Origin of the sequence: Pseudomonas frederiksbergensis, from assembly GCF_001874645.1 — a bacterium.
GTDB classification, from domain to species: domain Bacteria; phylum Pseudomonadota; class Gammaproteobacteria; order Pseudomonadales; family Pseudomonadaceae; genus Aquipseudomonas; species Aquipseudomonas frederiksbergensis_B.
Window position 1 is genome coordinate 2,199,489 of the sequence record NZ_CP017886.1, and the last position, 17,972, is coordinate 2,217,460.

Sequence of the window (17,972 nt, forward strand, 5' to 3'; positions counted from 1 at the left end):
TCAATGCGCCACCAATATCCATTGGCGTATACTCCCCCAGCCTTTTTGCCCCACCCGCGCTGGAGATAGTCGATGGATCCTGCAGTATTTGAAGAGTGGATGATGACCGGTCTGGTGAGCATCCTGATCATTTTCATGGGTTTCATCGTCTGGGATCTGGCGAAAAAATCCAAGGCCGGACGCTTCGGCTCGTTCATCCTGTTCTTTGTGCTGGGCTTGGGCGTGGCCGCGTTCGTCATCAAAAGCGTGGTGATCGGCCTGATCGAATCCGGCACTCTATAAGCGCGCCGGCACTTCTTTCCACTGGCCCTGATCGAGGCCTTCGATTGTCCAGTCGCCGATTCGCACCCGCACCAGACGCAGGGTCGGCAAGCCAACCGCAGCGGTCATGCGCCGTACCTGACGGTTGCGCCCTTCACGAATTACCAATTCCAGCCAACTGGTCGGCACGCTTTTGCGAAAGCGCACAGGAGGGTTACGCGGCCATAACTCAGGTTCTTCCAGTTGCCTCGCCTGCGCCGGCAAGGTCATGCCGTCATTCAACTCGACGCCCTCGCGCAAGCGCTGCAATTGCTCGGCGCTCGGCTCGCCCTCCACTTGCACCCAATACGTCTTGGCCAACTTGTGTTTCGGGTCAGCGATGCGCGCCTGAAGCTGGCCATCGTTGGTCAACAACAGCAAGCCTTCGCTGTCACGGTCCAGCCGTCCTGCCGGGTAGATCCCGGGAATCTCGATAAAGTCCTTGAGCGTTGCCCGCCCTTCACCGTCGCTGAACTGCGTCAGCACATCGAAGGGTTTGTTGAACAGAATCAGTTTCGGCTCGGCCGGCGGCGCTTTGGCAACACGTCGCGGGGCTGAGGAGGATTGCGCTGGCGCAACGCCTGGGCGGCGGGAAACGGGACGAGGAGGACGCGGCATGGCAAAAACAACATCTAACGGTCAGGGCTCACCATGCTAGTGGCCTGACCGTTAAATAACCACCATCCAATCAGCGGAACGGCGGTTCGTCGAAGCTGCGCAGTTTGCGCGAGTGCAACGAGTTGAGCTCGGTGCGCAACAGATCCACCGCCGCGATACCAATCTTCAAGTGCTGGCTGACGGCGCGTTCATAGAAGGCGTTGGCCGAACCCGGCAGCTTGATTTCGCTGTGCAGCGGCTTGTCCGACACACACAGCAAGGTGCCGTACGGCACGCGCAGACGATAGCCTTGCGCGGCGATGGTGCCACTTTCCATGTCGACGGCAACCGCCCGCGACAGGTTGATCAACGGACGTTCCTGAGCCCAACGCAATTCCCAGTTACGGTCATCGTAGGTCAGCACGGTGCCGGTACGCAGGCGTTTTTTCAGGTCATCGCCCTGTTCGCCAGTCACATTGGCTGCCGCTTGCTGCAAGGCCATCTGCACTTCGGCCAGGGCCGGAATCGGAATGTTCGGCGGCACCACTCGGTCGAGAATCCCGTCGCGGCGCATGTAAGCGTGGGCCAGCACGTAATCACCGATGGTCTGCGACTGCCGCAGGCCGCCGCAGTGACCGATCATCAGCCAGCAATGCGGACGCAACACGGCCAAGTGGTCGGTGATGTTCTTCGCGTTGGACGGGCCGACGCCAATGTTCACCAGGGTGACGCCGTGGCCGTCAGACGCCTGCAGGTGATAGGCCGGCATCTGATAACGGTGCCAGACCACGCCTGCGGCAATGGCCGACGCTTCGCCGTGATCCATGCTCTTTTCGATGATCACGTTGCCCGGCAAGACCATGCGCACGAAACGCGGATCGGTGCGCAATTGCTCCAGGCCATGAGTGATGAACTGGTCGACATAACGGTGGTAGTTGGTCAGCAGGATCCATGGCTGCACATGACGCCAGTCGCTGCCGGTGTAATGCACCAGACGGCGCAGGGAGAAATCCACCCGTGCGGCGTCGAACAACGCCAACGGCAGCGGATCGGTGTTTTCCCAATCGTACAAACCATCGGCAATGCCATCAGTGGCGGCCGACAAATCGGTACTCGGGAACACTCGCGCCAACACCGCAGCAGTGACGCCGGAGCCAGCCAGCTCATCGCCCTGCTCGACCACGTATGGATACGGGATGTTCTGCTCACTGACGCCCACTTCCACCGTCACGGTGAAGTCGTGCATCAGCGGCACCAATTGCTCCAGCAAATACTTACGGAACGCCGCCGGATGGGTGACAGTGACGCTGTAGGTCCCCGGCAACTGAACCTTGGCGTAAGCGCGCGTGGTCTGTGGGACTTCACCCTGACAAAGGTAGGTCAGGCGTAATTCTGGATAACGAAACATCGCACGCTGCTCAGCGTCGGGTTCGACGCGGTCCTTCAGATAACGCTTGAGCGCCTGACTCAACGCCGTGGTGGCCCGCTCGTGCAGAGCGGCAAGCCGATCGACGGCTTGTTCGGCGGTTTGAACGACAATAAAGGCTTCGGTCACGATCAGCTTCCTGTGTTCTGACTTGCAGACCTTCATCTTGCCTGCATCGCCGCCTTACGGGAACCTTGGAAAGAAGATCGCAGCCTTCGGCAGCTCCTACAGAATATCGCTGAGCCCCGTAGGAGCTGCCGCAGGCTGCGATCTTTTCGCACCTTAAAAACCTTGCGGGGTGGAACGCGCAACAATCGCCTCCACATCCAGACCACGCGGCAAGGTGCCATAGACCCGACCGGCCGTTCCCAACCGGCTGGCGATGAACGCATCGCTGACCGCAGCGTTGCCGGCTTCGAGCAACAGCCTGGCTTGCAGACCCAGGGCGATGTCTTCGGTCAGTTGCCGGGCGCGGTATTGAATGTCATCGGTGTCCTTGAATGCCGCGTGCAACTGGCGAATGTGTGCGGCCAGGCGTTTATCGCCATGCCCATCACCCAGCTCGCTGAACAGTACATCGAGCACGCCCGGCTCTTTCGACAGGGCTCGCAACACGTCGAGGCACTGTACGTTGCCAGAACCTTCCCATGTCGAGTTCACCGGCGCCTCACGGTACAGACGCGGCAAGATGCTTTCTTCGACATAACCTGCACCGCCCATGCATTCGGCCGCTTCGTTGATCATCGCGGGTGCACGTTTGCAGATCCAGTATTTGCCCACCGCCGTCACCAGTCGGGCGAATTTGGCTTCCTGGGCGTCATCGAGGTGATCCAGTGCCCGGCCCATGCGCAGGCTCAAGGCCAATGCAGCTTCACTTTCCAGCGCCAGATCGGCGAGCACGTTTTGCATCAACGGTTGTTCACTGAGCAATTTGCCGCCAACCAGGCGGTGGGCGCAGTGATGGCTGGCCTGGGTCAATGCCTGACGCATCAGGGCGCTGGAGCCGACCATGCAATCGAAACGGGTCATGGCGACCATTTCGATGATGGTCGGTACGCCGCGCCCTTCCTCGCCGATCATCCACGCCAACGCACCACGGAACTCGACTTCACTGGACGCATTGGAGCAATTGCCGAGTTTGTTTTTCAGCCGCTGAATGTAGAACTGGTTGCGCGTGTCATCCGGACGATGACGCGGCAGCAGGAAACAGGTCAAGCCCTTGTCGGTTTGCGCCAGGGTCAGGAAGGCATCGCACATCGGTGCCGAGCAGAACCACTTGTGCCCCACCAGTTCATACGCCTGACCGGGCCCCGCAACGCCGACCGGGTAAGCCTTGGTGGTGTTGGCCCGAACATCGGTGCCACCCTGTTTCTCGGTCATTGCCATGCCGATGGTGACGCCCGCCTTGTGGGCCATGCCGACATTGCGCGGGTCATAGTCGGTGGCGAGAATCTTCGGCAGCCACTGCCTGGCGATGTCCGGTTGCAGGCGCAATGCCGGGACGCTGGCGAAGGTCATGGTCAGCGGGCAGCCACTGCCGGCTTCGGCCTGGCTGTGCAGGTAGCTCATGGCCGCACGGGCAACATGGGCGCCAGACTGCGGATCGGTCCAGGGCAAGGAGGTCAAACCGTGCTCGACGGCCGTGCGCATCAGTTCATGGTAGGCCGGGTGAAACTCCACCAGATCGATGCGGTGGCCGTAGCGATCATGGCTGGTGAACACTGGCTTGTTCTGATTGGCCAGGAACCCCGCTTCCATCAACGGCCCGCCGGCCAAAGCGCCATACGCGTCGATCCGCGCCTCAGCCCAACCTGCCCCGAAACGCCGCGCCCACTCTTGCAACGGCAGGTCGATGCGGTAGAGGTTGGTTCCGTCCAGCGACGGCGGCTGGTTGGTGACTTCGTGGGTTTCGGCGAACTGATGCAGGGTCATGGCGGGGCCTCCTTGGGTCAGCTGAGACCTTCAGTTAAGCACCGCCTCCTCACCGAACAAAGTGGCATATCCGCCTAAATATCGGCGCTTTCACCTTGTTTCGGACACAGCACCCGACGATAGAGCGTCGCTTGCAACTCTTCGAATTTCACCGGTTTGCTTAGGTAATCGGTCAATCCCCGCTCAAGATCCAGTCCCTGTCCCGAGACTACCGCAGCCAGCACCGGCAACTCGGCATAACCTGGCAGTGTGCGGATCTGGCTGTCGATCGACAGTCCGTCGAGCAGCGGCAACGGGCAGTCGATCAGCACCGCGTCGAACGGTTCGCGACGCAGAAACGCCAGCGCCGCCTCACCACTGTCGGTGCTGCGAACCCGATAGCCGAGCTTGAGCAACATGCCACGCACCACCAACTGATTGATGCTGTTATCGTCGACCAGCAACACCGTGCAGTCCTGCGGTGCGCGTAAACGGACGCTAGCGTGAACCTGGCGCGATTGAGCGACGACCGGTTGCACAACATTCACCACGTCGAACTCGACATCCAGCTGAAAGCGGCTACCGCGTCCGGGCTCGGAGCGATGGGTCAAACGCCCGCCAAGCAGCTCAACCAATTGCCGACAAATCGCCAGCCCGACACCCAACCCGCCGTATTCGCGAGTCATCGAACCGTCGAGCTGAAAGAACCGTTGATACAGCGTGGCTTCGCCCAAATCGGTGAAGCCGATGCCGGTGTCGATGACCGCGAAGGACAGCGCCAGACGCCCCTCCTCGGCAAACTTGCCACTGACCCGCAAGGCCAGCCCGCCAACCCGGGTGAACTTGATCGCGTTATCCAGCAAGCACTCCAGACCTTGCGCCAGCTTGGCGCTGTCACCGTACAGACGGTCAGGTAGCCCGGGTGCCAGATCGACCTTGAAATCCAATGCCTTGCTCGCGGCGTTGGCGGCAAACTGTTGCTGCAAGGTCTCGACCACCGAGCGCACGCTGAACGCTTCGGGGTAGACCTTGAGTCGGCCGGCCTGCAATTCTGTCAAGGTCAGAATGCCGTTGACCATGCGCATCATGTCGCGTGCCGAACCGGCAGCCGTTTGTTGATACTGCTCAAGCTCCGGGTCGAGTTCGACGGTCTGCATCAATTCCAGTGAACCAATCACGCCGTTCATCGGCGTACGCAGTTCGTGAGTCAGCGTCGCGAGAAATTCATCCTTGAGTTGGTTACTGCGGGCCAGTTGCTGGTTCAGCACTTCGAGTTTCTGCCCGGCGTCAAACAGCGTCTGCGCCTGCTGCTCGCGCATGGCGTTGATCCGGTCAGCGAGGGCCAGCGACAGCAGCGCGACTTCAATCGCCGAACCGATCTGACTGGCGTACATAGTCAAAAATACGTTGGGCAGGTAGCCGAGCACCATCAGCGTATTGACGATGCCACCCAACAAAAAAGCCGTCCAGGCAATGATGAAGTAGCGCGCCACCCGCAGGCCACGCCACCAGGCGAAGATCCCGGCGGCGAAAATCACCACGATGAAGACCAGCGCCAATGCCGTCGCCAAGCGCAAGGCCAGCGCATAGCTGGTCATCAACGACAGACCGACCACCACCGCGCTGCACGCAATCAGCACCAGCAGCAAACGATCGAGCCAGCGCGTGTGACTGGCGGTTTGCAGGAAGCTGCGGGCGAATTGGCTGCCAAACAGCGCCGCCAAACCGATGAAGAACGGTGTCGCGGCGTTGGCCCACCACGGACTGTTCGGCCAGAAGTACTCGTCCGCCGCGCCGTTGACCGACAGCTGATAGAGGCCGAACGAGGCAATATAAACGATGTAATAGAGGTAACTGGTGTCACGCACGCTCAGGTAGATGAACAGGTTGTAGACCAGCATCCCGAGCAGTACGCCGTAAATCAGACCGAGCACATAGAGGCGCAAGGGCTGCTCTTCCAGATAAGCGGTGCTCGACCAAAGGGTCAGTGGCGCCTGGATCGAGCCCTCGCTTTGCAGGCGCAGGTACAGCGTTTCGCGCTGATCGGGGACGAAGTCCAGTTTGAACAGGTAGTTATTTTGCCGGACCTGACGACTGGCGAAGGGCAAGGTATCGCCGGTCCGACTGACCAATCGATAATCGCCGGTATTGTCCGGCAGATAGAGGTCGATATGGTCCATTGGCGGATACGCCAACTCCAGCAGCCAGGTGCGTTGAGCGTCAGGGTTAATCGGGCGGTAGTGCAGATCGACTTTCAGCCAGAACGCCGAATGCGAGTAACCGGCGTTCAACGTGTCTTTGTCGTGGGCCTTGAAGTTGCCGGCCGCGGCTTGCGCGCGCACATCGGCGATGGATGCAGTGCCAGCAACATCTTCGTACACCTGCATGACTCGTCCCAAGGGGAGGCTTTGGGTGAGCTCATCAAAATCGGCTGCGGCCGCCAACATCGGCAAGCTCAACAGCAACATCAGCAAATAGCGCATAAAGCCCCAGCGTGGCCAGTCCGGTTGTGTCAGGAAGCCTCCCATTCCCTTTGAGTAGACGTAAAACCGGCATTACCTGTTATTGGTTTGGATCCACTCTAGCATAGCCGTTGATGGCCATTGAGCACCATTGGAAAATTTAGTCTAAAGGCTCTAGAACGGGCATTTCAGCGCAATCCGCTGAGCTAGAGCGATTCGTTTGCCGCAAGAAGATCGCAGCCTTCGGCAGCGCCTACGGATTGGCGAATGTTTGCGGCTTGCGTAGGAGCTGGCGAAGCCTGCGATCTTTTGATCTTGCGACCGGCTGCGCTGACGAGCATGCACACCGAAAAAAGATGTTTGGTGGTAAGCTCGCGCACCATGAATATCTACAGCTCTCGCCCCGTTGTCCTCTGTCTCTCCGGCCACGACCCAAGTGGTGGCGCCGGCTTGCAGGCAGATATCGAAGCCCTGCTCGCTCAGGGTTGTCATGCCGCCCCGGCAGTTACCGCGCTGACTGTGCAAGACACGGTCAACGTGAGCGACTTCCGCGTTCTCGACCGTGAGTGGGTGCTGGCACAAGCCAACGCCGTGCTCAACGACTCGACGGTCGCGGCGGTCAAGCTGGGCATGCTCGGTTCACTGGAAATGGTCGACACCGTCGTCGAACTGCTTCAGGCGCATCCGCATTTACCGGTGGTCTGTGACCCGGTGCTGCGCGCCGGCGGTGGCGGGCGACTGGGCAAGGACGAAGTGGGCTACGCCATGCGCGAGCGCCTGCTGCCATTGGCGATCATCGCCACCCCTAACCTCCCGGAAGCACGCATCCTTGCCGAACTGCCCGAAGGCACGGCCGATGAATGCGCAGAAAAACTCCTGCCTTACGTCAAACACCTGCTGATCACCGGCGGTCATGGCGACGAACACGAAGTGCACAACCGCCTGTACAGCCGCGACGGCAGCCGCCATACCTACACCTGCCAGCGGTTGCCCGGCAGTTATCACGGTTCGGGCTGCACCTTGGCCAGCGCTCTGACCGGACGTCTGGCCCAAGGCGAACACCTCGCCAGCGCGGTACAGTCGGCGCTCAATTACACCTGGCGCACCCTGCGAGACGCCGAACAACTCGGCAAAGGCCAGTTCGTACCGCGCCGTCTGCCGCTGGACTTTTGCTCGTAACGCCATGAGGCCTGCCCGATGAAATTACGTGGCCTGTACGCCATTACCGACAGTCAGTTGCTGGCCGGCAAGTTCCTGCCTTACGTGGAGGCCGCGCTGGACGGCGGCGTCACGCTGCTGCAGTACCGCGACAAAAGCAGCGACGAGGCCCGCCGACTGCGTGAGGCGCAAGCCCTGTATGACCTGTGCGGACGCTACAAGACCCAGCTGATTATCAATGACGACGCCGAACTGGCCGCGCGCCTGGGCGTCGGCGTACACCTGGGGCAGACCGATGGCCCGTTGACCCCGGCCCGCTCGCTGCTGGGTCGCCAGGCAATTATTGGTTCGACCTGCCACGCGCAACTCGAACTCGCCGAACAAGCGGCCAAAGAAGGTGCCAGTTACGTTGCCTTCGGCCGCTTCTTCAACTCCAACACCAAGCCCGGCGCACCGACCGCAAGCCTCGAACTGCTCGACCAGGCCCGCAGCAAACTGCACCTGCCGATCTGCGCGATCGGCGGCATCACCCTCGACAATGCCGCCCCGCTGGTGGCCCACGGGGTTGATCTGCTGGCCGTGGTTCATGGACTGTTTGGTGCCGAAAACACTCAAGAAGTGACGCGCCGTGCCCGCGCCTTCAACGACTTGTTCAAAGCTTAAGTATTCAATTACCGATTTTTGAGAGCCCAATCATGTCTCGTTCCGAAACCCTGTTTGCCAATGCCCAGAAACACATTCCCGGCGGCGTGAACTCGCCTGTTCGTGCATTCAAGAGCGTCGGCGGCACGCCGCTGTTCTTCAAGCACGCCGAAGGCGCCTACGTGACAGACGAAGACGACAAGCGCTATGTCGATTACGTCGGCTCCTGGGGCCCGATGATTCTCGGTCACAGCCACCCGGACGTGCTGGACGCAGTGCGCAAGCAGCTTGAACATGGCCTGTCCTACGGTGCCCCGACGGCGATGGAAACCGAGATGGCCGACCTGGTCTGCTCGATCGTGCCGTCAATGGAAATGGTCCGCATGGTCAGCTCCGGCACCGAGGCGACCATGAGCGCGATTCGCCTGGCCCGTGGTTTCACCGGCCGCGACAGCATCATCAAGTTCGAAGGTTGCTACCACGGTCACTCCGACAGCCTGTTGGTGAAAGCCGGTTCCGGCCTGCTGACCCAAGGCGTGCCGAGCTCTGCCGGGGTTCCTGCCGCCTTCGCCAAACACACCCTGACGCTGCCATTCAACGACATCGACGCCGTTGAAAAAATGCTTGCCGACGTCGGCCAGGAAGTGGCGTGCATCATCGTCGAGCCAGTGGCTGGCAACATGAACTGCGTGCCGCCAGCGCCAGGTTTCCTCGAAGGCCTGCGCACCCTGTGTGACAAACACGGCGTAGTGCTGATTTTCGACGAAGTGATGACCGGCTTCCGCGTGGCACTGGGTGGGGCCCAGGCGTATTACGGCGTGACCCCGGACCTGAGCACCTTCGGCAAGATCATCGGTGGCGGCATGCCCGTCGGCTGCTTCGGCGGCAAACGCGAAATCATGTCGCACATCGCACCACTGGGCCCGGTTTACCAGGCAGGCACCCTGTCGGGTAACCCGCTGGCCATGGCCGCCGGCCTGACCACCCTGCGCCTGATCAGTCGTCCAGGCTTCCACGCCGAACTCAGCGAGTACACCAGCCGCCTGCTCGATGGCCTGCAACAGCGAGCCGACGCTGCCGGCGTCCCTTTCGTGACCACCCAGGCCGGCGGCATGTTTGGCCTGTACTTCAGCGGCGCCGACGACATCGTGACCTTCGATGACGTGATGGCCAGTGATGCCAACCTGTTCAAACGCTTCTTCCACCTGATGCTCGAAGGTGGCGTATATCTGGCACCAAGCGCCTTCGAAGCCGGTTTCACCTCGATCGCTCACGGCGAAGCCGAGCTGAAACTGACGCTGGACGCCGCTGAACGTGCATTCGCTGCGTTGAAGTAAGCGATAGACGCTGACGTCGACGATTGTCGGCGTCAGCTTTATCCCACATGCCTACCTTATTTCTTACGCGACACCAATAAATCTCCCAAAAGCGGCAGATATAATCCCCGCGCGGCAGAAAAACGAGTAAAGACTTTGTAAGGTGGGTCCTGCTTATTTCATAATGCGCGCTTATTGGATCCCTCGACGGGTCCGCGCGCCCTTCAGAGGTAAGTCGATTCCCATGAACCGCACCGGCCGCGCCCTTGCACTGGGCTGCCTGTTGCTCCTTCAGCCCCTGCTCGCGCATGCACAAGCAGGCGGCAACTCGTTGTTGATCCCAGCGATGGGTCGTTGCACCCTCAATACCCAGCCTGAAGACCTGAAGGAGGCTCTCGCCGCCTGCCAGAAAGCGTCGGACGCCGGGGATGCGGAAGCACAATACGAGTTGGGCGAGTTCTACTACGACGGCAAACGCGTGCCGCGCGACCTCAATCAAGCCCTGAGTTACTTCGAAAAAGCTTCGCTGCAAGGCCACGCTCAGGCGCAATTCAAACTCGGCATCATGTTCTTCCATGGCGAAGGCGTGCCGGCCAATAACGTTCAGGCGTATATCGTGCTGAAAATGGCCGCGGTCAACGGTGCGGAAGATGCGCTGGACACCGCCGACGAAGTTGCCGAGCACATGCAACGCGATGAACTGGAAGTCGCTACCCAGGTGCTAGGGCAAATTTTCCGTAAATACCTGATGGAACTGCAAAGCGCGGACGGGCGCACACCTTTCTCGCCATTGCCTTAAGGTAGTCAGCCAATTCCCACGCTCTGCGTGGGAACGATCATTGAAACACTGCTTACTTCTCAGGCATCGGCATCGGAAACGGCATGACATTACCGACCGCGCCACGGGCTTCGCTGATTTTCGGAGTGCCCATACGCTCGACTTCGTCGATGCGCACAATCGAATGCATCGGCACAAAACTGCGCACCACGCCTTCGAACTGAGCCTTGAGCTTTTCTTCGCTCGGATCGACGACCACTTGCGTGCGCTCGCCAAAGACGAACTCTTCCACTTCCAGAAAGCCCCACAGATCACTTTGATAGATCTGCTTGGCGTACATTTCGAACACCTGGCCCTGGTTGAGGAAAATCACCTTGTAGATTGGAGCTTCACGTTTGGTCATGGTGGGCGAGTAACACATCGAGGGATAAAAATGAGGGCGCGAACTATAGCATAGCCGCTGGACGCACGACGGTAGGAACCTGGGGACTTGTTCCCTATAATGCGCGGTTCTTTGAATCACGTGATGACCCCGTCCATGGCCAAGAAGCTCTATATCGAAACCCACGGTTGCCAGATGAACGAGTACGACAGCTCGCGCATGGTTGATCTGTTGGGCGAACATCAGGCCCTGGAAGTGACGGTTCGCGCCGAAGACGCAGATGTCATCCTGCTCAACACCTGCTCGATTCGCGAACGCGCCCAGGACCGGGTGTATTCCCAGCTTGGCCGCTGGCGCGAACTGAAGCTCGCCAACCCGGAAATGGTCATCGCCGTCGGCGGTTGCGTGGCCAGCCAGGAAGGCGCGGCGATTCGTGACCGCGCGCCCTATGTCGACGTGGTCTTCGGCCCGCAGACCCTGCACCGTCTACCGGAAATGATCGACGCCGCGCGCATTACCAAACTGCCGCAAGTCGACGTCTCGTTCCCGGAAATCGAAAAGTTCGATCACCTTCCCGAACCGCGTATCGACGGCCCAAGCGCCTATGTCTCGGTGATGGAAGGTTGCAGCAAGTACTGCACGTTCTGCGTAGTGCCGTATACCCGCGGTGAAGAAGTCAGCCGGCCATTCGACGACGTGATCGCCGAGATCATTCACCTGGCCGAGAACGGCGTGCGCGAAGTCACCTTGCTGGGGCAGAACGTCAACGGCTACCGTGGCCTGACCCACGACGGGCGCCTGGCCGATCTGGCCGAACTGATCCGCGTGGTCGCGGCCGTCGATGGCATCGAGCGTATCCGCTACACCACCTCGCACCCGCTGGAGTTCTCCGACAGCCTGATCCAGGCCCACGCCGATGTACCGGAACTGGTCAAACACCTGCATTTGCCGGTGCAGTCGGGTTCGGACCGGATTCTTGCAGCGATGAAGCGTAACCACACGGCGCTCGAATACAAATCGAAACTGCGCAAACTGCGGGCCGCCGTGCCGGGTATTTGCATCAGCTCGGACTTCATCGTCGGCTTCCCCGGCGAGACGGAAAAAGACTTCGAGCAGACCATGAAGCTGATCGAAGACGTCGGTTTCGACTTCTCCTACTCGTTCGTCTATAGCCAGCGCCCAGGCACCCCGGCTGCCGACCTGGCCGACGAAACCCCGGAAGAGCTGAAAAAAGAGCGCCTGAACGCCCTGCAACATCGTCTCAATCAACAAGGTTTCGAGATCAGCCGACAAATGGTCGGTTCGACCCAGCGGATCTTGGTGACCGATTATTCGAAAAAAGACCCCGGCGAACTGCAAGGCCGGACCGAGAATAATCGAATCGTAAACTTCCGCTGCGACAATCCGACCCTGATCGGCCAGTTCGCAGACGTGCACATCGACGCCGCACAGCCACACTCGCTGCGTGGCTCGTTGATTCTGTAACGCCAAAAGACCGCAGCCTGCGGCAGCTCCTACAGGGGAATACGATCCATGTAGAAGCTGCCGCAGGTTCGGGCCGCGTTCGGACGATCTTGGCGACCTCGAATATTAGAGGCCTTAAGAGCTTTCGCACGTAGCGTGCTGGCGTTATCCTTGATTTATATCCATTGCCCCAGGGCGGCTAAAAACAACCTTGAACGCACCCATAGAACCACATCGCTTCATCCTCGAGCCCTTTGAGGCTCACCGCTTCGCCAATCTGTGCGGGCCATTCGACGAGCATTTGCGCTTGATCGAACAGCGCCTGGCGATTGTGATCCGCAATCGCGGCAATCAGTTCGAATTGATCGGCGAACTCAAGCACACCACCTCCGCAGAAAACCTTCTGCGCCGCCTCTACCGTGAAACCAAGGGTAGCGAGCTGTCGCCAGACATGGTTCACCTGTTCCTGCAGGAATCGGCCGTGGAAGAAATGGACAACCATTCGCCCGCCGAACCCTCCGTTGCCCTGCGCACCAAAAAAGGCATGATTCGCCCTCGCGGCTTGAATCAGCAGCGCTACGTGAAGGAAATCCTGGCCAACGACATCAACTTCGGCATCGGCCCGGCCGGTACCGGCAAGACCTATCTGGCCGTTGCCTGCGCAGTCGATGCGCTGGAACGCGAACAGATCCGCCGTATCCTGCTGGTGCGTCCAGCGGTCGAGGCTGGCGAGAAACTCGGCTTCTTGCCCGGCGACCTGGCACAAAAAATCGACCCATACCTGCGCCCGCTGTATGACGCACTGTACGAAATGCTCGGTTTTGAATACGTCGCCAAGCTGATCGAACGTCAAGTGATCGAAGTCGCGCCACTGGCTTACATGCGTGGCCGTACGCTGAACAACAGCTTCATCATCCTCGACGAAAGCCAGAACACCACCGTCGAACAAATGAAGATGTTCCTGACGCGGATCGGTTTTGGCTCGACCGCGGTCATCACCGGTGACATCACCCAGATCGACCTGCCGAAGGGCACCAAGTCCGGGTTGATTCATGTGATCGACGTGCTCAAGGAAGTACCGGGCATCAGCTTTACCCACTTCAAGCCCAAAGACGTCGTGCGCCACCCGCTGGTACAGCGCATTGTCGAAGCCTATGAGCGCTTCGAAAATCGCCTGATCGACGAACCTGCGACGCTTTCCGCCGAAAAGGGCAACCGCCACGATGCTTGAGCTTGATCTGCAGCTTGAAAGCCGGGGAACTGCCCCAAGCGAAGCCGAATTCCGTCAATGGTGCGAACTGGCCCTGCGTCAGCGCACCGCCGACTCCGAATTGACCATTCGCCTGGTCGACGAGGAAGAAGGCCGCGAGCTGAACTACACCTGGCGTCAAAAGGATTACGCAACCAATGTGTTGTCGTTCCCTGCCGATGTGCCCGACGAGTTGCTGGACATCCCGTTGCTGGGCGATCTGGTGATCTGCGTGGCCGTGGTCGAGCGCGAAGCTGCCGAACAAGGCAAGGAATTGAAGGCCCATTGGGCTCATCTGGTCATTCACGGCTGCTTGCATCTGCTTGGTTACGACCATATAGATGACGACGAAGCCGAAGAAATGGAAGCACTGGAACGAACGTTGCTTGCAGAGTTGGGTCATCCTGACCCTTATGCGGACGACGAAACCGAAACATCCCCTATCGTTACAACAAAGGATTCAGAGTAATCGCTATGAGCGAAGATCGATCGAGCAACGGGCAAAAGTCCTGGCTGGGTAAACTCACCCAGGCTTTTGCCCACGAGCCGAAAAACCGTCAGGAGCTGCTGGAGCTCCTGCGTGATGCCCATCAGAACAAGTTGCTGGACAGCGAAGCGCTGGCCATCGTCGAGGGCGCCATCCAGGTCGCTGACCTGCAAGTACGCGACATCATGGTTCCGCGCTCGCAGATGGTCAGCATCAAGGCGACCCAGACACCCCGTGAATTCCTCCCGGCCGTGGTTGAGTCCGCGCACTCGCGTTATCCGGTGATCGGCGAGAGCCACGACGACGTCATGGGCGTGTTGCTGGCCAAGGATCTGCTGCCGCTGATCCTCAAGGAGAACGGCGACAGCTTCAACATCAAGGATTTGCTGCGTCCGGCCACCTTCGTGCCCGAGTCCAAGCGTCTGAACGTGTTGTTGCGCGAGTTTCGCGCCAACCATAACCACATGGCCATCGTCATCGACGAATACGGTGGCGTGGCCGGTCTGGTGACCATCGAAGACGTGCTCGAACAAATCGTCGGCGACATCGAAGACGAGCACGACGTTGAAGAAGACAGCTACATCAAGCCACTGCCCAGCGGCGACTTCCTGATCAAGGCCCTGACGCCGATCGAGAACTTCAACGAGTTCTTCGACAGCGAGTTCTCCGACGACGAGTTCGACACCGTCGGCGGCCTGGTGATGAGTGCGTTCGGGCACTTGCCAAAACGCAACGAAATCACTGAAATCGGCGCCTATCGCTTCCGCATTCTGAACGCCGACAGCCGTCGTATTCACTTGCTACGCTTGACCCCTATAGCCCGTTAAGGACTGACATGCGTTGGATCACCCGCCCCGGCTGGCCCGGTAACCTGCTGGCCGTGGCGGCCGGCGCACTCACTACCCTGGCCTTGGCGCCGTTCGATATCTGGCCGCTGGCGTTGCTGGCGGTCGGATTCTTCTATGCAGGCCTTCGTGAACTGACACCTCGTCAGGCGCTGGGTCGCGGTTGGTGCTTCGGTTTCGGCCTGTTTGGCGCGGGCACCAGCTGGATCTACTACAGCATCCACAACTTTGGTGGCGCTTCGATGCTGCTCGCCGGGTTGCTGATGCTGGCTTTCACCGCCGCGATTGCCTGGTTCTTCGCCCTGCCCGCCTGGCTCTGGGCACGCTGGTTGCGCCGTAACGAAGCGCCATTGGCCGACGCCTTGGCATTTGCGGCGCTGTGGGTTGCTCAGGAAGCGTTTCGTGGCTGGTTCCTCACCGGTTTTCCATGGCTCTATTCCGGTTACAGCCAACTCGACGGCCCGCTCGCCGGATTGGCGCCATTGGGCGGCATGTGGCTGATTTCCTTCAGCTTGGCCCTGACCGCCGCGCTGGTGTACAACCTGCCACGCCTGATCAAGGCCGGGCACAAAGGCTTTATCGTCGCCGGCCTGCTGTTGCTGGCTGCGCCGTGGGTCATCGGCCTGTTGCTCAAAGGTCACGCATGGACCAGCCCTTCGGGCAACCCGCTGAGCGTCGCGGCGATTCAAGGCAACATCGAACAAAGCATGAAGTGGGACCCGGCGCAGCTCAACGAGCAACTGGCGCTGTACCGCGACATGAGCTTCAGCTCCAAACGCGTCGACCTGCTGATCTGGCCGGAAACCGCGGTCCCGGTGCTCAAGGAGTCCGCCGAGGGCTACCTGAGCATGATGGGCAACTTCGCCGCAGAACGTAATTCGGCGCTGATTACCGGGGTGCCTATTCGTGAGGAAGTCCACCACGAGAAACGCTTTTTCAATGGCATCACGGTGGTAGGCCAAGGCGACGGCACCTACCTCAAGCAAAAACTGGTGCCATTTGGCGAATACGTGCCGCTGCAAGATCTGCTGCGGGGGCTGATCGCGTTCTTTGACCTGCCGATGTCGGATTTCGCCCGCGGCCCGGCTGATCAGCCGTTGTTGCAAGCCAAGGGTTATCAGATTGCACCGTTCATCTGTTACGAAGTGGTCTACCCGGAATTTGCCGCCAGCCTTTCGGCGCGCAGCGATTTGCTGCTGACCATCAGCAACGACACCTGGTTCGGCACCTCCATCGGCCCGCTGCAACACCTGCAGATGGCGCAGATGCGGGCGCTGGAAGCCGGCCGCTGGATGATTCGTGCGACCAACAACGGCGTCACCGGGTTGATCGACCCATTTGGCAAGATCACCGCGCAGATCCCGCAATTCGAACGCGGCATTCTCTACGGCGAAGTGGTACCGATGCATAACCTGACGCCCTACCTGCAATGGCGCTCGTGGCCGCTGGTTATCCTTTGCGTGCTGCTGTTTGGCTGGGCATTGCTGGCAAGCCGGATCGCCAAGACGGTTTAAGTAAAAGATCGCAGCCTTCGGCAGCTCCTACAGGGTAATTGCAATCCACCGTAGGAGCTGCCGCAGGCTGCGATCTTTTGATCTTCAGCGGTAAAAGATCAAATAGCCGATCTGCCCCACGGCCTCATTCAACAACTGACCCGATCGCCAGATCGATTTGAACGTTGGCATCCAGCCACCCAACGGTTCGGCATTATCGGTGCCCAAAAAGCCCACCGGTGCCGGCACCACGGTCAAACCCGACCGCTCGAAACTCCAGACACTGCGCGGCATATGCCAGGCTTGCGTCACCACTACGACCCGTTTCAACCCCAAAGGCTCCAGCATTTCGGCAGTGAATTGAGCGTTTTCCCAGGTGGTGAGGCTGCGCCCTTCCTGCCAACGAACCGTGACACCAAAATCATCCTGCAACGAATCGGCCATCATCTTTGCTTCGGTCGGTGGCGTGCCGTAGTGCAGGCCGCCACTGGTCAATACGGGCAGGCCTGATGCCTTCGCCAGCCGCGCTGCATATCGCTCACGCTCCAGCGCTACACCGGTCGGCTGATCGGAACCCCAGGCAAGGTCGCCGCGCTCGCGCCCCGCCCCCAACACCACAATCACATCTGCGCGCTCGGCCAGGGTCGCCCATTCGCTGCGTGCCAGCGGTGGTTCACGCTCAAGGGCCTTGGCGCCCCACTGCACGACGACCGGCAAACTCATTAACCAGAACCCACCCGCACCCAAGGCAAAACACAGCCCTGCAAGGCGTGGTCTAGAGCGGCGCAACCACCAGGCGAGCGCAAGCAACAGCAAGAAAATGCCGGGCGGCAGCAGAAGTTGTTTAACGAAATAACGAAAAGGCATCGGGCATCTCCAAAGATGCCCGAAGCCTAAGTGGGTTGAAGCAAAGCGACAACTAAGATGGAAGGCCTTTTAATCAAAAAGCCATCATGCGTGACTTCATGCGCCCATACGGGACAACAAACACTTGCCTGATCACTTACTTGACCTGCAGGGACCGGACCTTTACCGCGTCTCTGCCAGGTAGCTTGTCTTTCAACCAGATAATCTTGGCCGAACGGGGGGCGTCCTTGTGCTTCACTGCTTCTGATGACAAGCATCCTTGCCCCTCACGTTCACTACGGTCCAGATAAGCCTTGATCAGTTCGAACTCTGCGCAGCTCAACCCGCGAAGTTCCAGCTCCACCGGACGCTCATCGCGCAACCGGCTCGCTGTCCTTGCGGCATCCAGGGCCAGCCCCAGGCGCTCTATCAGCTTTTCGTACAACTGCGGTTTAGTTACTTTTCGTTGTGACTCAACCATCCCTCACCTCATTGAAGATAAGACTCACTCCCCATCTAGAGCTTAGCTTCGCTGAGCAAACCGTTCAGGTGCCGCGACCAACGGCCCTAGGGTCTGTTGAGGTTGGGTGGCGGACCGCGTTGCTGTGCCAACGTC

The 17,972-nt window shown here is 59.7% G+C and carries 17 protein-coding genes; 10 read left to right on the forward strand and 7 right to left on the reverse strand.

Annotated features, from left to right (window positions below; genetic code table 11):
• Positions 1–72 precede the first annotated feature (72 nt).
• Positions 73–282 carry a DUF2788 domain-containing protein gene (locus BLL42_RS10730; RefSeq protein ID WP_007937369.1) on the forward strand — a complete coding sequence of 70 codons (210 nt, stop codon included), beginning with the start codon at positions 73–75 and terminating at the stop codon, positions 280–282.
• Here BLL42_RS10730 and BLL42_RS10735 read toward each other — a convergent pair.
• The 4 genes from BLL42_RS10735 to BLL42_RS10750 all read right to left on the reverse strand — a co-directional run bounded on the left by BLL42_RS10735 (position 277) and on the right by BLL42_RS10750 (position 6,717).
• On the reverse strand, positions 277–918 hold the full coding sequence (locus BLL42_RS10735) for a pseudouridine synthase (RefSeq protein ID WP_071552036.1): 642 nt from the start codon (positions 916–918) through the stop codon (positions 277–279). The two genes, BLL42_RS10730 and BLL42_RS10735, sit on opposite strands and share 6 nt — an antisense overlap.
• A 70-nt stretch (positions 919–988) precedes the next feature.
• The gene (gene amn / locus BLL42_RS10740) at positions 989–2,488 is read right to left on the reverse strand and encodes an AMP nucleosidase (protein WP_167368537.1); all 1,500 of its coding nucleotides are present in this window, start codon (positions 2,486–2,488) and stop codon (positions 989–991) included.
• Positions 2,489–2,605: 117 nt separating this feature from the next.
• Positions 2,606–4,255 carry an acyl-CoA dehydrogenase family protein gene (locus tag BLL42_RS10745; protein ID WP_071552037.1) on the reverse strand — a complete coding sequence of 550 codons (1,650 nt, stop codon included), beginning with the start codon at positions 4,253–4,255 and terminating at the stop codon, positions 2,606–2,608.
• Between the two features lie 74 nt (positions 4,256–4,329).
• Complete coding sequence (locus tag BLL42_RS10750; RefSeq protein ID WP_071552038.1) at positions 4,330–6,717, reverse strand: hybrid sensor histidine kinase/response regulator; 2,388 nt, start codon at positions 6,715–6,717, stop codon at positions 4,330–4,332.
• A 360-nt stretch (positions 6,718–7,077) separates the two neighbouring features.
• On the opposite strand from BLL42_RS10750, the gene BLL42_RS10755 reads away from it, so the two are divergent.
• From BLL42_RS10755 to BLL42_RS10770, 4 genes are all read left to right on the forward strand, one after another.
• Complete coding sequence (locus tag BLL42_RS10755; RefSeq protein ID WP_071555735.1) at positions 7,078–7,875, forward strand: hydroxymethylpyrimidine/phosphomethylpyrimidine kinase; 798 nt, start codon at positions 7,078–7,080, stop codon at positions 7,873–7,875.
• Between the two features lie 18 nt (positions 7,876–7,893).
• Positions 7,894–8,517: a thiamine phosphate synthase gene (gene thiE / locus BLL42_RS10760; RefSeq protein WP_071552039.1), complete on the forward strand. Its 624-nt coding sequence runs from the start codon at positions 7,894–7,896 to the stop codon at positions 8,515–8,517.
• Between the two features lie 32 nt (positions 8,518–8,549).
• Positions 8,550–9,833: a glutamate-1-semialdehyde 2,1-aminomutase gene (gene hemL, locus BLL42_RS10765; protein ID WP_071552040.1), complete on the forward strand. Its 1,284-nt coding sequence runs from the start codon at positions 8,550–8,552 to the stop codon at positions 9,831–9,833.
• A 223-nt stretch (positions 9,834–10,056) separates the two neighbouring features.
• Entirely contained in the window at positions 10,057–10,611 is a 555-nt protein-coding gene (locus BLL42_RS10770) for a tetratricopeptide repeat protein (protein ID WP_071552041.1), read from the forward strand.
• Positions 10,612–10,663: 52 nt separating this feature from the next.
• On the opposite strand, the gene BLL42_RS10775 is transcribed toward BLL42_RS10770, so the two are convergent.
• Positions 10,664–10,993, reverse strand: a complete 330-nt coding sequence (locus BLL42_RS10775) for a DUF1820 family protein (protein ID WP_008052403.1) — start codon at positions 10,991–10,993, stop codon at positions 10,664–10,666.
• A 135-nt stretch (positions 10,994–11,128) separates the two neighbouring features.
• Between BLL42_RS10775 and miaB the strand changes: the two genes are divergently transcribed.
• From miaB to lnt, 5 genes are all read left to right on the forward strand, one after another.
• Positions 11,129–12,457: a tRNA (N6-isopentenyl adenosine(37)-C2)-methylthiotransferase MiaB gene (gene miaB / locus BLL42_RS10780; protein ID WP_167368559.1), complete on the forward strand. Its 1,329-nt coding sequence runs from the start codon at positions 11,129–11,131 to the stop codon at positions 12,455–12,457.
• 190 nt (positions 12,458–12,647) lie between these two features.
• Positions 12,648–13,667, forward strand: a complete 1,020-nt coding sequence (locus BLL42_RS10785; RefSeq protein ID WP_071552043.1) for a PhoH family protein — start codon at positions 12,648–12,650, stop codon at positions 13,665–13,667.
• Positions 13,660–14,154 (forward strand): rRNA maturation RNase YbeY, encoded by a 495-nt coding sequence (gene ybeY / locus BLL42_RS10790; protein ID WP_071552044.1) that lies wholly within the window; start codon positions 13,660–13,662, stop codon positions 14,152–14,154. Before BLL42_RS10785 ends, ybeY begins: the two co-directional genes overlap by 8 nt.
• A 5-nt stretch (positions 14,155–14,159) precedes the next feature.
• Positions 14,160–14,999 (forward strand): CorC family transporter, encoded by an 840-nt coding sequence (locus tag BLL42_RS10795; protein ID WP_019691823.1) that lies wholly within the window; start codon positions 14,160–14,162, stop codon positions 14,997–14,999.
• Between the two features lie 8 nt (positions 15,000–15,007).
• Positions 15,008–16,531, forward strand: coding sequence for an apolipoprotein N-acyltransferase (gene lnt / locus BLL42_RS10800; protein WP_071552045.1), 1,524 nt, complete (start codon positions 15,008–15,010; stop codon positions 16,529–16,531).
• 84 nt (positions 16,532–16,615) lie between these two features.
• Here lnt and BLL42_RS10805 read toward each other — a convergent pair whose 3' ends face one another.
• Together BLL42_RS10805 and BLL42_RS10810 are read right to left on the reverse strand one after the other, a co-directional pair.
• Positions 16,616–17,377, reverse strand: a complete 762-nt coding sequence (locus tag BLL42_RS10805) for a YdcF family protein (RefSeq protein ID WP_071552046.1) — start codon at positions 17,375–17,377, stop codon at positions 16,616–16,618.
• Between the two features lie 136 nt (positions 17,378–17,513).
• On the reverse strand, positions 17,514–17,837 hold the full coding sequence (locus tag BLL42_RS10810) for a hypothetical protein (RefSeq protein WP_071552047.1): 324 nt from the start codon (positions 17,835–17,837) through the stop codon (positions 17,514–17,516).
• Between the last annotated feature and the right edge of the window lie 135 nt (positions 17,838–17,972).

Coding starts and splice junctions, on each gene's coding strand:
- BLL42_RS10730 (WP_007937369.1), top strand. CDS start 73: ATGGATCCTGCAGTATTTGAAGAGTGGATGATGACCGGTCTGGTGAGC.
- BLL42_RS10735 (WP_071552036.1), bottom strand. CDS start 918: ATGCCGCGTCCTCCTCGTCCCGTTTCCCGCCGCCCAGGCGTTGCGCCA.
- amn (WP_167368537.1), bottom strand. CDS start 2,488: ATGAAGGTCTGCAAGTCAGAACACAGGAAGCTGATCGTGACCGAAGCC.
- BLL42_RS10745 (WP_071552037.1), bottom strand. CDS start 4,255: ATGACCCTGCATCAGTTCGCCGAAACCCACGAAGTCACCAACCAGCCG.
- BLL42_RS10750 (WP_071552038.1), bottom strand. CDS start 6,717: ATGCGCTATTTGCTGATGTTGCTGTTGAGCTTGCCGATGTTGGCGGCC.
- BLL42_RS10755 (WP_071555735.1), top strand. CDS start 7,078: ATGAATATCTACAGCTCTCGCCCCGTTGTCCTCTGTCTCTCCGGCCAC.
- thiE (WP_071552039.1), top strand. CDS start 7,894: ATGAAATTACGTGGCCTGTACGCCATTACCGACAGTCAGTTGCTGGCC.
- hemL (WP_071552040.1), top strand. CDS start 8,550: ATGTCTCGTTCCGAAACCCTGTTTGCCAATGCCCAGAAACACATTCCC.
- BLL42_RS10770 (WP_071552041.1), top strand. CDS start 10,057: ATGAACCGCACCGGCCGCGCCCTTGCACTGGGCTGCCTGTTGCTCCTT.
- BLL42_RS10775 (WP_008052403.1), bottom strand. CDS start 10,993: ATGACCAAACGTGAAGCTCCAATCTACAAGGTGATTTTCCTCAACCAG.
- miaB (WP_167368559.1), top strand. CDS start 11,129: ATGGCCAAGAAGCTCTATATCGAAACCCACGGTTGCCAGATGAACGAG.
- ybeY (WP_071552044.1), top strand. CDS start 13,660: ATGCTTGAGCTTGATCTGCAGCTTGAAAGCCGGGGAACTGCCCCAAGC.
- BLL42_RS10795 (WP_019691823.1), top strand. CDS start 14,160: ATGAGCGAAGATCGATCGAGCAACGGGCAAAAGTCCTGGCTGGGTAAA.
- lnt (WP_071552045.1), top strand. CDS start 15,008: ATGCGTTGGATCACCCGCCCCGGCTGGCCCGGTAACCTGCTGGCCGTG.
- BLL42_RS10805 (WP_071552046.1), bottom strand. CDS start 17,377: ATGCCTTTTCGTTATTTCGTTAAACAACTTCTGCTGCCGCCCGGCATT.
- BLL42_RS10810 (WP_071552047.1), bottom strand. CDS start 17,837: ATGGTTGAGTCACAACGAAAAGTAACTAAACCGCAGTTGTACGAAAAG.